The sequence below is a fragment of the Allomuricauda sp. ARW1Y1 genome, assembly GCF_013407935.1.
In the GTDB taxonomy this organism is placed as follows: domain Bacteria; phylum Bacteroidota; class Bacteroidia; order Flavobacteriales; family Flavobacteriaceae; genus Flagellimonas.
This window is the reverse complement of sequence record NZ_JACBZU010000006.1, coordinates 133103-152174: the sequence shown is the minus strand read 5'-3', so window position 1 is coordinate 152174 and position 19072 is coordinate 133103. Positions and strand designations below refer to the sequence as shown.

Annotated in this window: 13 protein-coding genes and 1 tRNA gene; 6 read left to right on the top strand and 8 right to left on the bottom strand. The window is 44.0% G+C overall.

The features are described 5' to 3' along the window. Positions 1-71 precede the first annotated feature (71 nt). Complete coding sequence (locus GGE08_RS14665; protein ID WP_179385638.1) at positions 72-926, top strand: DUF2911 domain-containing protein; 855 nt, start codon at positions 72-74, stop codon at positions 924-926. A gap of 50 nt (positions 927-976) precedes the next feature. Here the strand turns inward: GGE08_RS14665 and GGE08_RS14660 are convergent, their stop codons facing one another. The 6 genes from GGE08_RS14660 to GGE08_RS14635 all read right to left on the bottom strand — a co-directional run bounded on the left by GGE08_RS14660 (position 977) and on the right by GGE08_RS14635 (position 8385). After that, the gene (locus GGE08_RS14660) at positions 977-2686 is read right to left on the bottom strand and encodes a sodium:solute symporter (RefSeq protein WP_179385637.1); all 1710 of its coding nucleotides are present in this window, start codon (positions 2684-2686) and stop codon (positions 977-979) included. 111 nt (positions 2687-2797) lie between these two features. Then, positions 2798-5329: a PIG-L family deacetylase gene (locus GGE08_RS14655; RefSeq protein WP_179385636.1), complete on the bottom strand. Its 2532-nt coding sequence runs from the start codon at positions 5327-5329 to the stop codon at positions 2798-2800. Between the two features lie 92 nt (positions 5330-5421). Next, positions 5422-6369, bottom strand: a complete 948-nt coding sequence (locus GGE08_RS14650; protein WP_179385635.1) for a septum formation inhibitor Maf — start codon at positions 6367-6369, stop codon at positions 5422-5424. Positions 6370-6526: 157 nt separating this feature from the next. Continuing rightward, positions 6527-7120 carry a Maf family nucleotide pyrophosphatase gene (locus GGE08_RS14645; protein ID WP_179385634.1) on the bottom strand — a complete coding sequence of 198 codons (594 nt, stop codon included), beginning with the start codon at positions 7118-7120 and terminating at the stop codon, positions 6527-6529. Next, positions 7113-7640, bottom strand: a complete 528-nt coding sequence (locus tag GGE08_RS14640; protein WP_179385633.1) for an HAD family hydrolase — start codon at positions 7638-7640, stop codon at positions 7113-7115. The genes GGE08_RS14645 and GGE08_RS14640 overlap by 8 nt, the downstream gene beginning before the upstream one ends. Further along, on the bottom strand, positions 7624-8385 hold the full coding sequence (locus tag GGE08_RS14635) for a Rossmann-like and DUF2520 domain-containing protein (RefSeq protein WP_179385632.1): 762 nt from the start codon (positions 8383-8385) through the stop codon (positions 7624-7626). The genes GGE08_RS14640 and GGE08_RS14635 overlap by 17 nt, the downstream gene beginning before the upstream one ends. 133 nt (positions 8386-8518) lie before the next feature. Here GGE08_RS14635 and ccsA point away from each other — a divergent pair, with 133 nt between their 5' ends. Beyond that, positions 8519-11689: a cytochrome c biogenesis protein CcsA gene (gene ccsA / locus GGE08_RS14630; RefSeq protein WP_179385631.1), complete on the top strand. Its 3171-nt coding sequence runs from the start codon at positions 8519-8521 to the stop codon at positions 11687-11689. Position 11690: 1 nt separating this feature from the next. Here the strand turns inward: ccsA and GGE08_RS14625 are convergent, their stop codons facing one another. Then, a complete protein-coding gene (locus tag GGE08_RS14625) occupies positions 11691-12986 on the bottom strand; it encodes a M14 family metallopeptidase (RefSeq protein ID WP_179385630.1) in 1296 nt (431 codons plus the stop codon). A gap of 231 nt (positions 12987-13217) precedes the next feature. Between GGE08_RS14625 and GGE08_RS14620 the strand changes: the two genes are divergently transcribed. Genes GGE08_RS14620 through bshB1 form a run of 3 tightly spaced genes read left to right on the top strand, consistent with a single transcriptional unit; the run spans position 13218 to position 16559 of the window. Further along, positions 13218-14627, top strand: coding sequence for an MATE family efflux transporter (locus GGE08_RS14620; RefSeq protein ID WP_179385629.1), 1410 nt, complete (start codon positions 13218-13220; stop codon positions 14625-14627). 34 nt (positions 14628-14661) lie between these two features. Continuing rightward, on the top strand, positions 14662-15831 hold the full coding sequence (locus GGE08_RS14615) for a PLP-dependent aspartate aminotransferase family protein (RefSeq protein ID WP_179385628.1): 1170 nt from the start codon (positions 14662-14664) through the stop codon (positions 15829-15831). Positions 15832-15836: 5 nt separating this feature from the next. Then, positions 15837-16559: a bacillithiol biosynthesis deacetylase BshB1 gene (bshB1, locus tag GGE08_RS14610; protein WP_179385627.1), complete on the top strand. Its 723-nt coding sequence runs from the start codon at positions 15837-15839 to the stop codon at positions 16557-16559. On the opposite strand, the gene GGE08_RS14605 is transcribed toward bshB1, so the two are convergent. Continuing rightward, complete coding sequence (locus tag GGE08_RS14605; RefSeq protein ID WP_179385626.1) at positions 16556-18649, bottom strand: ATP-binding protein; 2094 nt, start codon at positions 18647-18649, stop codon at positions 16556-16558. The two genes, bshB1 and GGE08_RS14605, sit on opposite strands and share 4 nt — an antisense overlap. 263 nt (positions 18650-18912) lie before the next feature. Here GGE08_RS14605 and GGE08_RS14600 point away from each other — a divergent pair. After that, positions 18913-18988 (top strand) — tRNA-His (locus GGE08_RS14600). Positions 18989-19072 lie beyond the last annotated feature (84 nt).

Genomic DNA, 19072 nt, shown 5'->3' with positions numbered 1-19072 from the left:
GTTTAATTAACAAATGGAGCAAGGCTTTGTATTAATTTTGCTTTGCTGAACAAATAATACAGACAATAACTATGAAAAAATTTACACTCTTACTATGTATGATGTCTATCGGCTTTTTTATGAAAGCGCAGATACAGACCCCGGCTCCGAGCCCCTTTTCCACATTGGAACAAAAAGTGGGATTGACCGACGTAACCGTTAAGTATTCCCGCCCTGCAATGAAGGGAAGGAAAGTATTTGGTGATTTGGTTCCTTTTGATGCCATTTGGAGAACTGGTGCCAACCAGAACACGACCATCTCCTTTAGCGATGATGTCACCGTAGAAGGAAAGGAATTGAAAGCAGGTACTTACGCTATTTTTACCAGACCCAACGAAGCTGTTTGGGAAGTTTTCTTTTACACTGCTACCGATAACTGGGGTACTCCCCAAGAGTGGGATGCTTCCAAAGTCGCTGCTACCGTAAAGGTGGAGACTATGGATATCCCAATGCCCATCGAGTCCTTCACCATCACTATTGATGATTTGCACAACAACGGTGCTACTTTGGGCATTATGTGGGAGAACACCTATGTTGGGGTGGATTTCACTGTTCCTACCGTGAGCAAGGCCACTAAGAGCATTGAGGAAACCATGGCCAACAAGGAGGATTTGACCGCAAACGATTATTTCGCAGCCGGTTCCTACTATTTTGCTGAAGGTATGAACATGCAGCAAGCCAAAGAGTGGGTGGACAAGGCCGTTGAAATGGGAGATGGAAGTGCGTATTGGATGATGAGAACACAATCGCTTATCTATGCAAAGATGGGGGATAAGGAAGCTGCCATCGAGGCTGCCAAACGTTCATTGGCCGCTGCGCAAGCCGCGGGTAACCAAGATTATGTAAAAATGAACAAGGATTCATTGCAAGAGTGGGCTAAAATGTAATCAAGCTCATTCAAGTTGATATAAAGACCCACTTTTTTAAGTGGGTTTTTTTATTCCTCAATAGCCGATGAATTGCCTAGGAAATTATCGAACACCTGTGTAATGGTGGCCAAAATGATTACGAGCAAGCAGCCAAATGCATTCAACCACAAATAGGACATCCAATCCAGATACCATCCAATGATTACAATAATTTGGGTGACAATGGCAGCTACAAATACAGCATTGCCTTTCACAAACTTAAAGAAGAAGGCCAATAGGAATATTCCCAAAACGTTCCCGTAAAAAATAGAACCGATAATATTTACCAGTTGTATCAGGTTGTCAAAAAGGTTGGCTACGTTAGCGATGATGATAGCGATGATACCCCAAAGCAATGTAAAGGCTTTGGTCGCTTTGAGATAATGTTCTTGAGAGTGATTTTTTCCGATGCTTCTTTTGTAAAGATCTAAAGCTGTAATGGTCCCCAAAGCGTTCAACTCCGATGCGGTAGAGGACATGGCTGCGGATAGGATGACGGCCAAGAGAAGACCGATTAGTCCCATGGGCAAATTGTTCAGGATAAAGTGAATGAACACATAATCCTTGTCATTCGTTTCTACCTTGCCATCTGCTTTGGCAATCAAATCTTTGGCGGTTTCCCGGCTTGCATTCTCTTTTTCGTTGATTTTTATGATGTCTTGCTTGGCCTGTTCAATAGCGTTGTACTCTTTCAGTTCCAAGGCTGACGAAAAGGAATGTTGCGCCATTCTTTTTTCCTTTTCCAGTACTTTATGATCCTCCTCAAGTGTCTTATAATCGTTGGCATATTCCGATTGCATGACAGCTTCCGTAGCGGCTGGATTAAAATTTAGGGGGGAGGAATTGTATTGATAGAACACAAAGACCATGGCACCCACCAAGAGGATAAAAAACTGCATCGGGATTTTAAAAATACCGTTGAAAATCAGGGCCAACTGGCTTTCCCGAACCGACCTACCGGATAGATAGCGTTGCACCTGACTTTGGTCGGTGCCAAAGTAGGCCAAGGCCAAGAAAAAGCCACCGGTAATGCCGCTCCAAAAGGTGTAACGGTTATTGGTGTCAAAAGAAAAATCAAGAATATTGAGTTTGTTGTTGGCACCAGCGATCTTTAACGCTTTTCCGAAGGAAATATCCGTTGGTAATGCTCCCATGATAAAGAAAAATGCAAAGAACATCCCCAACATAATAATGAACATCTGTTGCTTTTGTGTAACGCTCACCGCTTTGGTACCCCCAGAAACGGTATAAATGATTACCAATATCCCGATAATCACGTTAAGCGTACGCAAGTCCCATCCCAATACCGCAGAAAGAATAATGGAAGGGGCAAATATGGTGATTCCCGCTGCAAGTCCACGTTGTACTAAAAACAATAAGGCCGTGAGTGTCCGTGTTTTTAAGTCAAAGCGACCTTCCAACATTTCGTAAGCGGTAAATACTTTAAGTTTTTTGTAGATGGGGATGAATACCAAGCAGATAACGATCATGGCCAAGGGGAGTCCAAAATAGAACTGCACAAAGCCCATACCATCGTGAAATGCTTGACCTGGCGTGGACAAAAAGGTGATAGCACTCGCCTGGGTGGCCATAACGGACAATCCAATGGTCCACCATTTCACATCGTCGCCACCACGAACATAGTCGTCCACATTTTTGTTGCCGCGCGTTTTCCAAACACCGTAGGCAACGATGAAGAGTAGGGTACTACCAAGAATAATCCAGTCGAGTAATGCCATTCAGGGAGTTAATTGTTTAAAATCATAATGAGGTAAAAGGCCAATATGTAAATGGCATTTAAAAGAATCACAATGCTGTACTCCTTTTTCCATTCAAATTTGGTGTCCATATTATCCTTTGACATTGCTTTGTTTTTTTACCTCACTCTTTCCTATGGAAAGCATATTCGCAAAGAGTTTATATGCTCCAGAAACCCCAACAGGAAGTTCCCTGAAAAAGCTTAGTCCCGTGTAAATATAGTGACCTTCTCCATAAGGTGCCACAATAAGGCTTCCTTGCTTTTCCGATTCGCCTTCGTCTTTCATGGAAAGTATAGGGGTGAACTCGGAACTCCACTGACTTGGAAAATAAAGTCCACGTTCCTGTACCCAGCCATCAAAATCCTTTTCCGAAATGGTATTTGGGAAATTGACCAAGGGGTGTTCTGGCGCTAAAATATCCACTTTGGCATTTTCGTCGGTTACCCTATCCCTAGAAAGCGTAACATCGTAAGGTGCGATGTTTTCAAATTGACTGGCCCATCGTCCAGCAGTGTTGTACTGAACGATCATGGTGCCTCCATTTTGCACATAGTCGAACAAAACGGGCTGTTTAAATTTGAGGGCTTCCACCACATTGTAGGCGCGTATGCCCACTACTACGGCATCATACTTATCCAAATCCCCGTTCTGGATGTCGTTTGGGTCGACCAAATGGACTTGGTAACCAATCTGTTCCAAACTCTCGGGCACATTGTCCCCAGCTCCCATAATATAGGCGATATGTTCTCCGGATTTTTTTATATCCATGCGGACCACTTTGGCCTCAGAAGGAAGCAGAACGGACTGTTTTGGAATATGATCATAATTGATCTCTATCAACTCCCTATCATAAACCTTGTTGGCGACCGTAACTTTTGGGGCAATTTTACCCTCACTTTCGGTATCTGGTGGAGTAACCTGAAAAGCAACGGAAATTTCCTCTCCTTTTTGAGCAATGGAAAAAGGGATGCTACTCGGTGTAACCACCCAGCCCGAAGGATGACTCAAGCTAACGCTACCTGAAACATCATTTTTTCCAGCTCTAATTTTTACTTGTACTTCTTTGGAATCGGCATCAGCGAAAATCAGTACTTTTTCATCAATTTTGGAAGTCACCTCCGGTAAAATGGCAAAAGGCTCGTACAATTCCCCTTTGTCCGGACGAGAGTAGCGATGTACTACTTCTTTTTCAAAGGGAATTTCAACACCCGAGACCAGCACTGTGAAAACAGCTTTAAATGCACTTGGGGTTTCGGGCTGGCCAATCAAATTTTGGTCGTTCACCGTGTAAGTGCCCAAAGTGCCAGGCTCCTTGAGCCAGTAAGGACTGGTATATGCGATGTTTTCGGGTACGGTAAAATTGATTTCAAAATTCTCCCGTTGATTGTCGTTCAACGTCTTGTTGGGAGACAATTGGGCATCAACCCCGATCATTTGGATTTCTTTGAGCACAACGCTTGGGGATGACCGGTTAATGGTTTCGATGTTGACAGTGACTTTGCTGCCAGGTGTGGCAGATGCACTTGCCGAGCTGGCTTCCAGATATAATCCTGAAGCGGCCAGTATAATATTTTTGAGCTCCTGTGACTTTAAGGTTCTCCAATGCTCATCTTTTACTTGTTGCAATAGCTGATAGGCCTCTACCAATTGTGGAATGTGCTTTGATGGGGTTTGAAAATCAAAATTGGCCTCTACCTCATACAAAATATTGCCTACGGCTTCACCGCCTTCCACACGGGACCACGTAGTGTTGATACCCTCGAATACATTGTTATTCTTGGGCATATCTCCCTTAAGAAGTTCAATATACTCATTGTCCGAACCTCTATCGGTCAGCCGGCCAAATCCTTGGCACAGGTGCTGGCTACGGGACATTGCGGCGATTTCGTTATTGGAGAGTCCTAGCTCGGCGTAGTAGGTGCCCACGTCCAGTTTGACCATACCTGATTTGTCCACTTTTTCAAAGGCTTCTTGACTACCGTATTGCCACCACGAGGTGTTGTAGAAAATACGTTTCGGCTGCCACGGGGAGGTCAAATCCAACTGCTCTGTGTATGCGTTAGGGTCATTGGCCAAATCAAATGCTTCCATGCTCAATATCGCGGAGGAGGTATGATGACCATGAGTGGAGCCAGGGGTTCTATGGTCAAAACGGTTGATGATCACATCGGGCTTGATATTCCGAATGACCCAAACCACATCGGCCAAAACCATATCCTTGTCCCAAATTTTAAGGGTTTCGTTCGGATGTTTGGAAAAACCAAAATCATTGGCGCGGGAAAAACGCTGCTCCCCGCCATCAATATGTCTCGCCGCCAGAAGCTCTTGTGTACGCAAAACGCCCAAAAGTTCACTGAGTTCGGGTCCAATAAGGTTTTGCCCACCATCCCCTCGGGTCAGGGATATATACACCGTTCGGGCTTTATCATGGTTGGCCAAATACGAGATTAGGCTTGTGTTTTCGTCATCTGGGTGGGCCGCAACGTAGAGCGCGGTCCCCAAAAAATTCAGTTTTTGGATTTCGTGGAAAAGTTCTGCCGAAGTTAGCTTATCCGGTTTTTGGGCAAAAAGGTTCGTAAAACACATCACGCACATGGAAAGGATAATCCAAAAATGCTTCATAGTTGGTTGTTTAGTGGTTGCTTCAAATATAGACAGTAAACCATTAGTTAGGGGTCAATTTAGAGGAGTTTTAACATAGCCGCAACGCGGTGTTACAAACCTAAACTGTCCCGCAACATCAAATCATTGTTCCCATTTTGTTGCCAATAGGCCGTTTTGAGGGTCTTTATTTTCGATGCCGTACTGGTCAATGTTTTTGCGTTGGCCCCGAAACCACTCTTGAATTCTTCCGTCCAACCTTCAATGGAAAACGGGAATTCGGACGTAAAATGTATCATCAAATTTCGTTCCAATTCAGGATAGGAAATAGAATAGGTGGTGATGCCATCTTTTGAGGCTATTTCAGCCGTGGCTTGGTACGCTTTGATTTCCTGATGTCTTAATCGAAGAAACTCCAAGGAGGGAATCATAGTGATATCCCCAACGGGCAAGTTTTCAGGGGCAATCCGGATTTTGGTCCAAATTTCATTCTCGAGAGCTGCTTTGTCCATGGTGAAATTTTGGTCTGCCTCCCCTTCAAAATAAGAATGGGACATAAATTCAAACATTTCCCGATTGTTCAGTTGGGAATACACATGACCGCACCATTCCTGCACGGACAAACTTGTTTTTAGGGCATGTTGATTGTCGTACACCGGGTAAAAGGTACTACTCATGATGGAGTAGGGGTAGATTCCAGTTAGAAAGTTTTTGGTCGCGTTCAATTTGAGGACCGATACATTATCTGGATTGCTGTTATTTGCCTTTACTTGTTCTTTGGCCAAAAAGGGTTCGGTAACATAGATCATGACTGCATTGCCATCGCGCAGCTCTCCATATCTGGCCTGTTTCAATTGGTACGAAGTAATTTCTGCCTCGCCTGCATACCAATACTCTTTAAAGTTGTCGGAAATAGGGCGTTTGGGAGCTTCTGGTTCCTTCTCTTTTTTTGAAGGCAATTCGGCCGATGTTTCCGTATTGTTTTCTTGTTTACATCCAAAAACAAATACCAATAGTAAGGATAGAAACGTAGTGGTGAAGGTCGGGAGGACAGATTTCATAAACGCATTTTTTTCGAAGTTACTAGTAAAGTCGGTTTCTTTCAAGATACTTAACTTTTTCTAATTAATGGTAGCTTCCCTTTAAATACGCGGTGATGGTACAATGAGCGAGAAAGTAGCGGGTTCCTTGAACTTGCCCTTTCAAATCAATCATGGGCTACAGTTGCATGAGGGTTGCATAGACCAAATCGGTGGGCAAGCCTACCACATTGGTGTACGAGCCTTGGATTTCCGTAATGCCAATCATCCCTATCCATTCTTGGATGCCGTAGGCTCCCGCTTTATCAAAAGGTTGGCAGGTCTCAATGTAAAAGTTGATTTCATCATCGGAGAACTCTTTCAACTTCACCTTGGTGATGCCGCTCACCGTTTGCTGTTCCTTTTTTGTAGTAAAACAAACCGAGGTAATCACCTCATGCCAGTCTCCAGATAAGGTTCGCAACATTTCAAAAGCCTCCGCTTGGTCGGCGGCTTTGGCCAGGGATGTGTTATTGTGCCAAACCACCGTATCCGAAGTAATGACGATTTGGTTAGGTTCCAATTCCTCCAAAAAAGGGGAGGCCTTGAGTTGGGCCAAATATTCCGAAATCTCCTGACCCTGCAATTCGGTGGGATAGACTTCTTCCACCGATTTGGGCCTGACCTCAAAATCAAGTCCCAATTCTTCCAGAAACATTTTCCGTCTTGGAGAACCGGAACCGAGTATGATCTTTTTGTCCTTGAGTTTTTCTTTGAGTGGATTATTAGTCATTCTTCGCACTGAAATTATCGTTCCAGTCCCCACGTACTTTCAGTACCTGTTCAATGATGTCGCGAACACAGCCTTCCCCACCATTCTTGTGGGAAACATAGTCGGAAATGGCTTTGACCTCAGGAACGGCATTTTGCGGTGAAGTGGCCAAGGCAACCATTTTCATTGGAGGAATATCCGGAAGGTCATCACCCATGTACACTACCGAAGCGGGGTCGATTCCGTGAATGTCCAAATATTCTTCCAGCGCTTCCTGTTTAAAATGTGCACCCATATAAAAATCGGTCACGCCCAATCCTTTCAAGCGCTCTTTTACTCCTTGGTTGGTCCCGCCTGTGATGATGCAGACGTTATAGCCTTTGGATATAGCGGTCTTTAAGGCAAAACCGTCCTTTACACTCATTTTTCTAAGCAATTCACCTTCGGTGGTAATCAAAACGGTTCCATCGGTAAACACCCCGTCCACATCAAAAACAAAAGTGGTAATGCTGCTCAACAGCTCTTTATAATTCTTCTTCATGCCTCTTTTTTATGGCTTGACTCAATAATTTATATAGTGTTATATGTTCCTCATCGTTCAACAGTTCCAAATGCGCTTCCATACTTTCGGAATCATTTCGGCGTGCGGGACCGGTTTGCGCCTCCTTTGGGGTTAGATGCTGAACTTTTTCCGCTGTTTCCAAAATCAAGGGCTTTAACAGGTCAAAAGTCAGCCCCTCATCCAAACAAATCGATTCACCAATACCGTACAGGTAATTGGTGAAATTGTTTACAAAAACGGCTGCAAGATGCAATTTTTTTCGCTGTTCCGAGTCGATATGGTGCACGTTTTCCGAAATGGAACGGGCCAAGGTCCTTAATAGATCCAATGATTGCTTGGATTCGGCCTCTACGCAGATAGGAATGGATTGGAACGAGACGGGTTTACCTTTGGTAAAGGTCTGTAAAGGATAGAAAACACCTTTGTTGTCCGTTTGAATGACTTCAAGTCCGATAGCTCCCGACGTATGGGCGACCAATCCCTTTTTAGTTAATAAGTGGCTAGAGACCTCGGCAATCGCATCATCTTTTACGGCTATCAAATAAACATCGGCATCAGCGATGGTTCCAAAATCATTGGAAACGCTGCACTGTTCCGAAAATTGGGACAAGGCCTCCTTGTTTCTTCCCACCACTTGGGCCACATGGATATCTTCAGCCTTCAAAAAAGCATCAAACAAGTGTTTTGCAAGGTTTCCCGTTCCTAAAATCACGATAGAAAGCATGCGCAAAACTACAAATTAAAGACTGATGAAGAATCCAAAGAATTAACAATTCTATTAGATTTTTATGCCCATCGTAAACAAAAAAGTTATCAAAAGGCCGTATTTTTGCAAGCCAAAAGTAGATTGAATTTCCATGATCGATATTCTTAAGAAAACGCTTTTTTCCACTAGACTTATGGCTGTTCTTTTTCTGGTTTTTGCCGCGGCAATGGCCATAGGAACATTTGTGGAAAGCTGGTACAGTACTGAAACCGCTAGAATTTACATTTACAATGCCACTTGGTTCGAGGTTATCATGGTCTTTTTTGTGATCAACTTTTTGGGAAATATTTACAGATATCGATTGTTGGATTGGAAAAAATGGCCCGTCTTAGTACTCCACCTTTCTTGGATTTTGATTATTGTTGGTGCGTTTGTTACCCGATATATCAGTTATGAAGGGATGATGCCGATTAGGGAGGGAGCTACCGAGAATGTTTTTTATTCCGACAAAACGTATCTGACTGCTTATGTGGATGGGGATATCAACGGAGAAACGAAGAGAAGAGTCTTGGAGGACGATATTTTGGTTACTCCCGAAGGCAAACGTTCCAGCTTGCCTTGGAAGTCCGACTTCAACGGTCAACCTTTCACCATAAGCTATGTGGATTTCATCAGAGGAGCCAAAAAAGGGTTGATTCCCGATGAAAATGGGACCGAGTTTTTACAAATTGTAGAAGCGGGCAACGGACAGCGGCATGAACATTATTTGGAGAATGGTAAAATTGCCAGTGTACACAATATTCTTTTTGCGCTGAACAATGAAACGGAAGGCGCCATCAATATTTTTTATGATGAGGAAAATGGTTATCGCATCAAAACTCCATTTGAAGGAAACTTTATGCGGATGGCGGACCAGTTTCAGGGTGATGTGGTTACCGATAGCATTCAACCGCTACAATTACGTTCGCTATACAACATGGGCGGAATGCAGTTCGTGGTTCCTGAACCCATCGTAAAGGGCAAATATGGTATTGTAAAAGTCCCGGATGAAGAGATCACAAAGGTCACCCAAGATGCGCTCGTGGTTTCCATTTCTGCCAATGGGGAGTCCAAGGAGGTTAAACTCTTGGGAAGCAAGGGAACTTCCAATTTTTCGGATAAGTTCAATGTAGGTGGTTTGGACTTTACGTTGAGCTACGGTTCCAAAGTCTATCAATTGCCATTTTCTGTTGAGTTGAAGGACTTTATTGCAGAAAAATATCCCGGTACGGAAGCAGGTTACGCTTCCTTTATGAGCAAGGTCACTGTTCACGACGAACGACCTTTTGATTATGACATTTATATGAACCACGTACTCGACCACGAAGGCTATCGGTTTTTTCAGTCGAGTTTTGACCCTGATGAGCGGGGTACAGTGCTTTCGGTCAACCATGACTGGTGGGGAACTTGGATAACTTACATTGGTTATTTCTTGCTCTATATCGGCTTGATGGGCATTATGTTCTTTGGAAAGACCCGCTTTAAGGATTTACAGGAGCGATTGGAAAAACTAAAAGCCAAAAAGGCGGCATTGACTACCTTGACCTTGTTGCTTGCCTTTGGTTTTGCACAGGCACAAGAAGAAGATGGTCATGAGCACAGCTCCATGCCCACTCAGGCCCAGATTGATTCGGTGATTCAAGCGACCACGGTGGCCAAGGAACATGCCGAAAAGTTTGGAGCTTTGGTGGTTCAGGATGAGGGCGGACGGATGAAGCCCATCAATACCTTCGCATCGGAACTATTGCGAAAATTGAGTGGTGATGATTCGTACAAAGATCTTTCTGCCAATCAGGTTTTCCTTTCCATGATGTTGAACCCAGGGGTTTGGTACACCGCTGATATCATTGCGTTGGGCAAAAAGGAAAATGATAGCATCCGAAAAGTAATTGGGGTGCCCGAAGGAACCGAGTTTGTAAAAGCAACCGATTTTTTCGATGCCAAAGGATCGTACAAGCTTCGTCCTTATCTGGAAAAGGCCACCTCTACGAATAATCCATCCAACTTTGAAAAGGATTTCAAGAAAGTAGGGGAGCGTTTGAGCTTGCTCGACATGGCTCTAAGTGGAAGTATTGTAAAAATATTCCCCTTACTGAACGACGAGAACAACAAATGGATTTCTGCCGTCGATTATCGTGGTGGAGGCTACCAGCTCCAGGATTCGCTCTATTCCAATTTCGTTAGGAATGCGATGCCGTACTATCTCAACTCGTTGCAACAGTCGATTGCCAGTGGCGATTATTCCCAACCCGACCGTTTGCTGGAAGCGTTCAAGCAAAACCAGAAAAACCACGGCAAGGAGGTATTGCCCTCGGACAACAAGATTAAGACGGAAATCATCTACAACAAGCTGGACCTTTTCAACCGTTTGTACAAGTACTACGCCTTGGTTGGGGTGTTGTTGTTCTTTGTGTTGATTGCCAAAATTTTTAAGGAACGCAAATTTTTGGACGCTACGGCCTATTTGTTGAAAGGAACCATAATCCTGTTCTTTGTTTGGCATACCATCGGATTGATTTTACGTTGGTACATCTCTGGGCATGCTCCTTGGAGTGATGCCTACGAAAGTATCCTTTATGTTTCTTGGGCTACCATGGGCATTGGTTTGGCTTTGGGGCGAAAAAGTGAGCTTACCATCGCATCGAGTGCGTTTGTAACATCTATGTTGTTGTGGATAGCCCACCAAAGCTGGGTAGATCCGGCCATTGCCAATTTACAACCGGTATTGGATAGCTATTGGCTGATGATTCACGTAGCGGTCATTGTAGGTAGCTATGGGCCATTGACGGTAGGTATGATTTTGGGAGTGGTTGCGCTATTGTTGATTGTCCTGACCACCGAGAAGAATAAAAAGCGGATGGATATCAATATCAGGGAGCTTACCGTCATCAACGAATTGGCACTCACCGCCGGATTGGTCATGCTCACCATCGGTAATTTCTTGGGCGGACAATGGGCCAACGAGAGCTGGGGACGCTATTGGGGCTGGGATCCCAAAGAAACTTGGGCCTTGATTTCGATTATGGTCTATGCTTTTGTGTTGCACATGCGCTTGGTACCCGGATTACGGGGTACTTGGGCCTATAATTTTGCCAGTATCGTGGCCTTTGCCAGTATTATGATGACCTATTTTGGGGTGAATTTCTACCTGGTAGGGTTGCATAGTTACGCAAGCGGTGACCAAGTAATAACCCCAAGCTTTGTGTGGTACACCGTGCTCGGGGTATTCATTCTGGGCGGTATCAGTTTCTGGCGGTACAAAGTACACTACGCTAAAAAATGATTTATTGTTCCATTAAAAGCTTCATGATTTCTTCTGCGGCAACCTTGCCTTTTTCCTTTAGGAAAGGTCTGGATGTATTGTCCCCAAGCTCAAATACAATGGCGGGCATCCCATGGTTTACGTAGAAATATTTGCTGGATACCATGGTGGGGTCCAACTCATCCGAAGCACTGATATTGGTTTTCTTTTGAGGTAAACGCTCACTGATGTTTGCTATCCAATCAAAGATGATTTTTCCTTCTGCTCCCGTCACTGTCGTGTCTATCGGGTAGTAGATATCATCCCAGGTAGAATGGAAATCGGCCCCGAAAACGAAATCATAGGTTTTGTCTTTCTCCACCAGAAAGTCCCGAACATTTCTCGTTTCAGGCTGGTTGAAGTTTTGCCAATCCCTGTTTAGGTCAATACCACCCATATTATGCCTCCAGTGACCGTTATCGGCTCCATCTGGGTTCATGAGCGGAACCACGAAAACCGTGTGTTCCTTCCGGAATGTTTGGGCAAGTTCGGAATCGCCAGCAATGGTTTCGATAAAGGATTTCATCGCCAAAAAACCGGTGACTTCAGGTGGATGCTGTCGGGAAATGATCATTAATGCCTTTTGCGTTTCCGGATTTTCGTTGATTTCCATGAGGTGCATTGTCCTTCTCTCTTTGGAAAGACCGATAGGGTAATTCTCAACAAACGCTTTTTGACTTAACGAATCTACCCATTCCTGTACCACAGTAGAGGTATACAGTTCCTGGGCGCTAACCCAGGTTGGGGATTCGTTAATATTGAGCGTTATTTCGGCAGACTCGGGTGCTGCCTGTATCCCAAATTCACCTTCACCCGGGTTGATAGCCTTGAACCGTGTGCTATCCAGTGGAGTAAAATTCCTTCCATCCGTACTTATTTTTGGGTAATATCGGCTTCTGGAGTCCTGATAGTTTAACTGAACGGTTATCTCACGCGGCTCCTTGGACCAAACCTGAAAAGCATACCAAGGGCTTACATTGATGGGTGTATTTTCTGCCGTTACCCAAATGGTGTAGTGATCATTGCCATCGTAGGCTACGCCATTTAATCGGGCACCATCAAATTGGTTGGAAAAATACACGGTACTGTCATTAAAAGCCCAAACACCTCTCCATTGTTTTTGAACTGGTTTGTCCACCGTGGGCACCACGGGACTTTTGCCTTGTCCTTGGTAACCTGTTTTTTCTTCGGTTTCAGCAGTTGAGGTATTTTTTTTACAGGAACATATCAATGTTGTGGAAGCTAGTATTCCGATAAGGATTGAACGTTTAATGTGCATGGTCTTCAATAGTTTTGGTTGGTTCTGCTACGAAAATAATGACTTGAAATTCAGCAAAACGAAAAAATTATAGAAAATGTAACCGTTTTTTTTGCATCTTTGCCCCATCATGAAGTTATAAGAATTATGTACGCGATAGATGTCACCATTGGCCTTAGGCCAAACCAGTAACCGAAACTCCTTCGGTGAATCTGACATTTACTTTCTTTTTTCACACATAATTCTTAGATAATGACACATCATCATACACATTCATTTAAAAAATTCATCCACTATTTTTGGATAGCTATTTCGGGCAAGGAAACCGAATTTACCTCTGGAAGCATCCGTAAGGCCATCTTTATGCTTTCTATTCCCATGATCTTGGAAATGCTCATGGAATCCATTTTTGCATTGGTGGATATTGCCTATGTTTCCAAAGTAAGCGTCAATGCGGTGGCTACCATTGGGCTTACAGAGTCGGTCATCACTTTGGTGTATGCCTTGGCCATAGGGCTCAGTATGGCCGCAACCGCTGTTGTGGCCCGTAGAATCGGAGAAAAAGATGTGCAAGGCGCACGGATTGCGGCGGTACAAGCCATCAGTTTGGGCGTTTTGATTTCTGTATTGATAGGCATAATCGGTATCATATATGCCAAGGAGATTTTGGCCTTGATGGGCGGGGAACCTGAACTGATCGCCGAGGGCTACGGTTATACCCAATGGTTGATTGGTGGCAATATTACTATTACACTTTTGTTTTTGATCAATGCCATTTTCCGTGGTGCAGGGAATGCCTCCATTGCCATGTGGGCCTTGGTACTTTCCAACGGACTCAACATTATCTTGGACCCCATGTTCATCTTTGGTTTTGGACCTATTCCCGAAATGGGCGTAAAAGGTGCAGCAGTGGCCACCAACATTGGCAGGGGAACCGCGGTGCTTTTTCAATTGGGCATTTTGTTCTTTGGTTGGGGCAAGATAAAGTTACTGGCCAAGGATTTGGTATTGAACTTTAAGGTTATGTTGAATCTTATCAAGGTATCCTTAGGGGGCATTGCCCAGTTTTTGATAGGTACTTCCAGCTGGATTTTTTTGATGCGTATCATGTCGGAGTTCGGTAGCGAAGTATTGGCAGGATACACCATTGCCATTCGGGTAATGATGTTCACCTTGATGCCTTCTTGGGGTATGAGCAATGCCGCGGCGACCTTGGTAGGCCAAAACTTGGGTGCCAAACAGCCCGAACGTGCTGAACGTTCCGTTTGGAAAACAGGGAAATACAATGCCATTTTTATGGGAACGGTATCTTTGGGCTACCTCATTTTTGCCAAAACCATCATTTCTTGGTTCAACGCTACCCCAGAGGTGGTAAAGAGTGGCGCGCTTTGCTTGCAGATAATTGCCCTCGGTTATATTTTTTACGCCTACGGCATGGTGGTTACTCAAGCCTTCAATGGGGCAGGGGATACCAGAACACCTACCAAGATCAATTTGATCTCATTTTGGTTCTTCCAATTGCCATTGGCCTATGTTTCCGCTTTGGTTTTGGGGTGGGGTGCCATTGGTGTTTTCTTGGCCATTACCTTGGCCGAAGTATTATTGGCGGTATTGGCCATGGTATGGTTCAAAAAAGGAAAATGGAAGAAAGTCCAAGTATGATGGGTTTCGTATCTTTATCCTAAAGAAGATTTTCATGAGCACCAATAAAAAAGGAGTGAACACCATCTGCACCCACGTCGGGGAATTGGAGGACAAAGAATTCAAAGGGGCAGTATCCCCCTTGTATATGAGCACCTCTTACCAATTTGAGGATGTGGATGTGAAACGGTACCCCAGATATTACAACACGCCCAATCAGGAAGCACTGTGCCAAAAATTGGCAGCATTGGAGCATACCGAAGCCGCTTTGATTTTTGGTAGCGGCATGGCGGCCATCAGCACAGCTTTAATGACCTTTTTACAGCAGGGTGACCATGTGGTATTGCAACAGACCATTTATGGGGGTACTTATCATTTTGCGGTCAGTCAGTTGGAGCGCTTTGGAATCGAGTATTCTTTCACCGAAGGTTGGGAGGTATCCGATTTTGAACGAGAAATCAAACCCAATACCAAGGTGTTGTACCTAGAAACGCCCTCCAATCCCTTATTGACCATTACAGATATCAAGGGCGTGGCCGATTTGGCCAAAAGGAAAGGAATCCTGTCCATGATCGACAATACATTTGCCAGCCCCATTAATCAAACCCCAGCTGATTTTGGTATTGATGTGGTAGTGCACAGTGCAACCAAATATATGGGCGGACATTCGGATATTACGGCAGGTGTGGTAGCGGCATCAAAAGAACATATGGATATGGTGTGGCAAACAGGCATCTGTTTTGGAGGTAGCTTGAGCGAATACACCGTTTGGTTGTTGGAGCGCAGTTTGAAAACCATGGCCATTCGGGTGAAGGCACAAAATGAAAATGCGATGAAAATGGCCACCTATTTGAGTCAAAGTAAAGATGTGGACAATGTGTATTATCCAGGACTTAAAAATCATCCGGGACATGAGTTGGCCAAATCGCAAATGACAGGTTTTGGTGGAATGCTTTCGTTTGAGTTGAATCCAGAAATTGATGCATCGCTCTTCTTCAAGGAGTTGAAGCTAATCAAGCCATCCATGAGTTTGGCCGGGATAGAGAGTACAATGCTTTCACCAACACAAACATCCCATTCCCTTATGAGTCCAGAAGATAGGGCCAAACAAGGAATAAAGGATTCATTGATTCGCTTTTCTTTGGGAATAGAGGAAATAGAAGATTTGATCGCTGATATTGAACAGGCCATTGCCAAAGTAAAATCCATGACCGTTACGGCATAACACCTATGAAGTTAGACATTTTAGTATTTGGAGCGCATCCCGATGATGCCGAATTGGGGGCCGGTGCCACCATTGCAAAGGAAGTTTCCAAAGGAAAAAGAGTAGGCATCGTTGATTTGACCCGAGGGGAATTGGGCACACGGGGCTCAGCCGAAATCAGGGACCAAGAAGCGGCCAAGGCAGCCGAAATCTTGGGCGTTGCCGTTCGGGAAAACATGGAATTTGCCGATGGTTTCTTTGTGAACGATAAGGAACACCAATTAGAACTCATCAAAATCATCAGAAAATATAGGCCGGATATTGTGATATGCAATGCGGTGGAGGACCGTCATATTGATCATGCCAAAGGAAGCAAGCTCGTGAGCGACTCCTGTTTTTTGAGCGGACTCAGAAAAATTGATACCAAAATGGACGGGGACGACCAATGGCAGGACGCCTGGAGACCCAAAGTGGTGTATCACTTTATACAGTGGAAAAACCTTGAACCCGATTTTGTGGTCGATGTCACTGGTTTTATCGATAAGAAAACGGAAGCCATCATGGCGTATGCTTCGCAGTTTTATGATCCCAACAGTAAAGAGCCTGAAACTCCCATCAGCAGTAAAAACTTTACGGATAGCGTGAATTACCGCGCACGGGATTTAGGTCGTATGATTGGGGTGGAATATGCCGAAGGCTTTACCGTAGAGCGCTTTGTGGGTGTTGACAGCCTTTACGACTTGATCTAGGAAGCTTTTTGGTAGCGGTTGACCGCTTTGGGCACGGTAAAGTAAAAGGTAGTCCCTTTGCGTGGAACACTGTCCACCCAAATTTCACCATTGTTTTTAAGCACCATTTCCTTGCACAACGAAAGTCCCAGGCCGGTGCCTTTTTCATTATTTGTACCGTAAGTGGTGATGTTGGAAGAGTCCTTGAAAATGGAACGTTGCATTTCCGCTGTCATTCCAATACCTGTGTCACGAATGGATACCTGCCACATGCCAGCCTTTTCCACGGCGTTTATGGTAATCAATCCGTTTTCGGGGGTGAACTTGATGGCGTTGCTCAAAATATTTCGGACAACAATATCCATTTGATGGCTATCGGCCCATATCCTTGGATTTTCAGGAAGTTGGTTGATAATCTTAATGGACTTGCTGTTGGCAATCTCCGATAATAATTGAATATTGTTGTTCACCAAATTTGAAAGGGAGACCCGTTTGGGTTTGGTCACCACTCCGTTGAGTTGGTTCATACCCCAAGACAACAAGTTGTTCAGCGTAAAAGAGATATTATCCACATCGGTTTTGAGCTTTGGGATAAAGGATACGAATTCCTTGGTGCTTATTTCACCATCCGTAAATAGCTTTAGCATGCTTTGTAGCCCACCGATTGGGCCCCGAAGGTCGTGGCCGATGATGGAGAACAGCTTGGTATTGGTCTTATTGATTTCATGCAGTTGCGCTTCCCGTTGTGTTACGGCAGTGGACTTTTCCTTGAGCTCCCTGTTCAGTTTTCTTTGGATGTTCTCACTTCTGCGGATCACAAAGGTGATGATGCTGAGAATCATAAGGATAATAACCGAAAAATAGATGTAGTTCCTTTGTTTGGCCAAGGCTGTCTCGTTGGCCTCGATAAGTTCCTGTTTTTCCTGTTCGTATTGCAATTTGGTCTCCAAAAGGGAAAGACTTTGCTTGTTCTTATCCTTGAACAGGGAATCGGACAATATTTTAAAACTTTCCAGATAGGCCAATGCCTCAGGAGTATTGCCATTTTTCTTGTGAACCTTGTACAAAGTTTCGGAGCAATCTATTTTTCCTTGCAAGGATTTGATTTTATCGGACAATGCAAGGCCTTTTTTGGCATATACTAAAGCAAGACTGTCCTGCTCCAAACCAAAATATACTTTTGCCATCCCGTTCATCAATTGAATCTTGATCCGGTCATCTTCAATCTGATGTTTGAACAACATATTGCTCTGATCGTACCAGTATAGCGCCCACTTGTATTTTTCTTGATCAAGATAAATATCGCCTTTTACTTCGTAGGCATAGGCCAGCCAATCATATACTTTATGCTTTTCAAAAGTGCTGATGCTCCTGTTGATATTGAACATGGCATTTTTGTAATCCTTCGCATCCTTGTATAGGGACGCCATGTTGCTTTGTGTTTCCGCGTCAATTACCTCATCGCCCAATCTCCTGTTTATTTTTTGAACAGTGTCATAGAACATCAGGGCATTTTTAAAATCTTTTTGGTCCGCATACAATCCCGCAATATTCTCGTTCAATACGGACAGCATCGGTTGGTTGTCAATTTCTCTGGCCAAATCTATGCCCTTCAGGTTGAGGTTTAATGCCTCGGCATAATTGCCCTCAAAACTGTAGTTTTGGGCCATGGCATTTATAATGGAAAGTTCGGAGGGAATGTCCTTGGCTTCTGTTGCCAATCTAAGGGCTTCTTGGAACAAGGGCATGGATTTTTCTCGCTCCCCTTTGTTGTAATAGTAATTGCCCAGTGCATCCAACCCCTTTACTTTACCGTAGGTGTAATCTATTTGTTCGCTATACTCCAAAGCTCTCTTTCCTATGGAATAAAGGCTATCCATTTCCAAATAGCGGTACGAAAAGGCAAGTTCCACCAATAGTTTGATATGTGTGGTGTCCTTAGGGTTAAAACGGTTGGTGGACTCCAAGCGCTGAAGACGGTAGGCCAAGCTATCCCTTTCGTTGGAGGATTGTGCCAGAACCGGTAGCGATACGGCGAGCATGAAGGCGCAAAGTAAAATGCGCAACATGGTCGTGGCATGCTTTGGTATGAAGTTTTTTTCTGACAACACCAAGTTGAAAATATTTGCTGTAAAACTAATTTTAAAACGACACGATGGGAATTAAATGTTGTGAAATGCCCAAAAATGTGTGTTTGGTCTTAAAAACGTGCATTTTATCGATAAATTATACGGTTTGGCGTTTGAACGCAGGGTAACAGAAAATCAATTGGTTGGTAAAGCCCTTGAATGGGGCGGGAATAATAAATTGTTGGAATTTGAAAAATATTTTGGTCGAATCATTACAAAAAAGTATTTTTGCATCCGCTTTAAATGGTGGTTGTAGCTCAGTTGGTTAGAGCGCTGGATTGTGGTTCCAGAGGTCGCCGGTTCGAACCCGGTCTTCCACCCTTGAGTTTAGAAAAATTCCCGGACCATTTTTGGTTCGGGATTTTTGTTTTTAGCTTGAATTTTGGATATACTTTTGTTCAAGTT